At 64.5% G+C, this 3,688-nt stretch carries 4 protein-coding genes; 2 read left to right on the top strand and 2 right to left on the bottom strand.

The genetic code is table 11. The features are described from left to right. Positions 1-1,032: OB-fold nucleic acid binding domain-containing protein (locus tag EOA28_RS28595; protein ID WP_245501615.1), on the top strand; the 1,032-nt coding region annotated here is incomplete at its 5' end. 1 nt (position 1,033) lies between these two features. Here EOA28_RS28595 and EOA28_RS28590 read toward each other — a convergent pair. Next, positions 1,034-1,921: a DMT family transporter gene (locus tag EOA28_RS28590; protein ID WP_128315527.1), complete on the bottom strand. Its 888-nt coding sequence runs from the start codon at positions 1,919-1,921 to the stop codon at positions 1,034-1,036. Between the two features lie 215 nt (positions 1,922-2,136). Here EOA28_RS28590 and EOA28_RS28585 point away from each other — a divergent pair, with 215 nt between their 5' ends. Next, a complete protein-coding gene (locus EOA28_RS28585) occupies positions 2,137-2,640 on the top strand; it encodes a hypothetical protein (protein ID WP_128315526.1) in 504 nt (167 codons plus the stop codon). 64 nt (positions 2,641-2,704) lie between these two features. Here EOA28_RS28585 and EOA28_RS28580 read toward each other — a convergent pair. Next, positions 2,705-3,688: DNA polymerase IV (locus EOA28_RS28580; protein WP_128315525.1), on the bottom strand; the 984-nt coding region annotated here is incomplete at its 5' end.

Here is a 3,688-nt window from a genome sequence, read left to right as displayed (position 1 = left end):
CGCCTCGGCATCGAGGTGGTGGCGCCGTCGGTGATGACCAGCTTCCGCCCGTTCGAAGTGGGTGAAAACAAGATCTTCTATTCTCTGGCGGCGCTCAAAGGCGTGGGCGAGGCGGCGGTCGAGCACATCGTCGCCGTGCGCGGCGAGAAGCCGTTCAAGAACCTTGCCGATTTTTGCGAGCGGGTCGATCCGAAGATCGTCGGCAAGCGCGTCTTCGAAAGCCTGATCATGGCCGGTGCGCTGGATTGCTTCGGCAACGACCGCGCGCAGATGATGGCTGGGGTCGAGCGGATGATGGGGCTTGCCTCGCTGGCGCAGCAGAACGCCATCTCCGGCCAGGCCGACATTTTCGGCGCATCGCTCGGCAGCCAATCGCAGGCGCTCAACCTGCCGGCGACCGACCCTTGGCTTGCAGCCGACCGGCTGCACCGCGAGTTCCAGGTGGTGGGTTTCTATCTCTCCGCGCATCCGCTGGACGAGTACAAGGCCGCGCTTCAGAAGATGCGGGTGCAGAACTGGGCGGAATTCTCGGCCGCCGTCAAACGGGGCGCGGCCGCCGGGCGGCTTGCCGGCACCGTCACCACCAAGCAGGAGCGCAAGACCCGCACCGGCAACAAGATGGGCGTGGTGCAGTTTTCCGATACGACCGGCCAGTATGAGGCGGTGCTGTTCTCGGAAGGCCTGGCGCAGTATCGCGACATGCTGGAGCCCGGCCGCTCGGTGGTGATCACCGTTTCGGCCGAAGACCGGCCGGAAGGCATCAATCTGCGCATCCAGACCGTGCAGTCGCTGGAAGACGAAGCCAGCCGCATCCAGAAGGCGCTGCGCATCTTCGTGCGTGACGCAGCACCCCTCGGCACGCTCGCCAACCAGCTTTCGGTCAAGGGCGAAGGGCAGGTGAGCTTCGTGCTGATCAAGGATGCAGGACAGGGCGAGGTCGAGATCGAGCTGCCCAGCCGCTACCGCATCTCGCCGCAAGTGGCGTCGGCAATGCGCGCGGTGCCGGGCGTGGTCGAGGTGGAGTTGGTTTAGCTCAGGGCGTTGCCGCCTCAGCCTCCGCCACTTGCGGCGTCTTCTTCTGCAAATTGAGCAGGTTGCCGGCCAGAATCAGCGCCGCGCCGCCGGCGGTGAAGATGTCGATCTGTTCGTGATAGAGCAGCCAGCCGACAAACGCCGACAGCGGCACCCGCAGGAAATCCATCGGCGAGATGAGGGTGGCGTCCGCATAGGCCAGTGCGCGCGCCATGCAGAAGTGCGACGACATGCCTGTGAAAGCGATTACCACGATCCATGGCCAGAGCGAAAGCGGCGGGTTGCGCCACTCGTAGAGCGCGGGCAGCAGGCCGAGCACCGACTGGATGATCAGCATCCAGAAGATAATGCGCACGACGCTGTCTGTCCTCGTCAGCGATTTCACCATGACCACCGAACAGCCGAAGCAGACCGCGGCGCCCAGTACGATGAGCTGCCCCGGATTGACCGAGCTGACGCCTGGACGCACGATGATGATCACCCCGATCAGGCCGAGCACGATAGCCGTCAGCCTGGGCCTGGAGAGCCGTTCGCCAAGAAAACCGACTGCGAAAACCGCGGTCCAGATCGGTGTGGTGAATTCAATGGAAATCAGCACGGCGAGTGGTATCAGCGTCAGCGCATAGAGCCACGCCGCCTGGCCGGTATAGTGGATGACATTGCGGGCGATATGCGTAAACGGGCGTTTCGTGAGCATCGCCCGGAAGCCGCCGCTTGTCATCACCAGCGGCAGCAGGATGAAGAAACCGATCACCGAGCGCAGCTCCAGCACCTGGAAGACGTTGAGATCGCTGGTCGTGGCGCGGCCGGCAACGGTCATCGCCAGGAAGGAGGCGATTGACAGCGCCATCCAGAATGCGGCTTTGGGGATCGAGGGAGCGGGTGCCATTTGGGGCTCTATCTCGCAAGCCCGGACCTGGCCTGCAACCGTTAGCGACGTTATTCCACTGGGCCAGGGATTCGTGTCAAAAAACAGTCATCGCCGCGGCGGAACCTGACGCCTGGGCATCCGTTAAGCCCACGCCTTCCGTCGGCAGGCGCCGGCCGAACCGTTTCGTACTTTTCCTGGAATTGTACTAGTGATCGCGAGAGGGGAACGCCTTGATGAAATCGACCGCTGCCTTGCTGGCCGCCGCCTGTCTTTTCTGCGCGACCGGCGCGCATGCCGACGAGGCGGCCTGCCTGCGTTCGCTGCAGGGCGAGTTTTCCGGCAAGGGAACGGTCAGGATCAGGACGAACACGCCGGTGATGAACATCAACTGCACCTTCACCTCGGACGCGACGGCGGACTCGCTGTCGCTCGACGGCACCTGCCGCGCGCTGCTGATCATGTCGCGCGAAATCCGCGCCGACCTGAAGGTCAGCGGGGCGAGCTACACCGGCACCTATATCGGCTCGCGCAGCGGACCCGCCGGGCTCAACGGAAGCCGCAAGGGCGATGCGATCGACCTCGACATCCATTGGGCGAAAGTCGTCAATGGCGACCGCGACGCGGAGCTGACGGTCGAGAAGATCGGGCCGGACAATATGCGCATGACGGTGACCGACATGGATCCGGCCACCGGCAAGATGGTGGTGACCAGCCGGATGGATCTGAAGCGCAACTGACCGTTGCTTTGACGCAATTCCGGACGGAAAACCGCTCACACTTTTCCTGGAATTGCTCGAAACCTCAATCCTCCAGCGGCTCGGGCGGATTGGCGGCACGGCCCTTGCCGAATGTATAGCCGGTCTCGACCGCTTTCCTGCCGAACTTGTCGCGCAACGTGTCCATCGCGCCTTCGGCCAGCGCGCGCTTGCGCGACTGGATGTCGACCAGGTCGGGCGGGTCGGCCTTGTCGTCATTGGAGAGATCGCTGACGCCGATGCCGAGCAGGCGGAACTTCGTGCCGTCGGCTTCGCGGCGCAACAGGTCGAGGCCGGTCTGGAAAATGCGGTCGGCAAGGCGCGTCGGATCGCCGAGCTGGCGGTTGCGGGTGCGGGTCTTGAAATCCTGGGTCTTCAGCTTCAGCACCACGGTGCGCCCCGCAATGCCGGATTTCTTCAGCCGGGCCGAGACCTTTTCCGACAGGCCGCGCAGCACCGGCACCAGTTCCGACAGGGCGCCGATGTCATTATCGAAAGTGGTTTCGGCCGACACGCTCTTGGCATCGCCGCCGGGGTCGACCGGGCGGTCGTCTTCGCCGCGCGAGAGCCGGTAGAGCCGGTCGCCCATGACGCCATAGCGGCGCATCAGGTCGCCGCGCTCCATGCGCTGCAATTGCGCGATCATGCGGATGCCGTCGCGCTCCAGCGTCGCGGCCAAAGCCTTGCCGACGCCCCAGATCAGCGTCACCGGCTGCGCGGCGAGGAAGCTTGGCGCCTCCGCTTCGCCGATCACCGAAAAGCCGCGCGGCTTGCGGAAATCCGAGGCGATCTTGGCCAGGAACTTGCAGTAGGAAAGGCCCGCCGAGACGGTGATGCCGAGTTCCTTTTCCACCGTCTGCGCGAAGCGCGCCAGCACCAGCGCCGGCGGCATGCCGTGCAGACGCTCGGTGCCGGCGAGGTCGAGAAACGCCTCGTCGATCGACAGCGGCTCGACCTGCGGCGTCAGCGCCAGCATCAACGCGCGGACCTGGCGGCCGACGCCGACATATTTCTCCATATTGGGCGGGAT

The organism is Mesorhizobium sp. M2A.F.Ca.ET.067.02.1.1, from assembly GCF_004023285.1.
Lineage (GTDB): Bacteria > Pseudomonadota > Alphaproteobacteria > Rhizobiales > Rhizobiaceae > Mesorhizobium.
The sequence above is the reverse complement of the archived record's forward strand: the minus strand, read 5'-3'. Positions and strand labels throughout refer to the sequence as shown.

Excerpts from the sequence above, each read along its gene's own strand:
- EOA28_RS28590 (WP_128315527.1), bottom strand. The coding sequence starts at position 1,921 with ATGGCACCCGCTCCCTCGATCCCCAAAGCCGCATTCTGGATGGCGCTG.
- EOA28_RS28585 (WP_128315526.1), top strand. The coding sequence starts at position 2,137 with ATGAAATCGACCGCTGCCTTGCTGGCCGCCGCCTGTCTTTTCTGCGCG.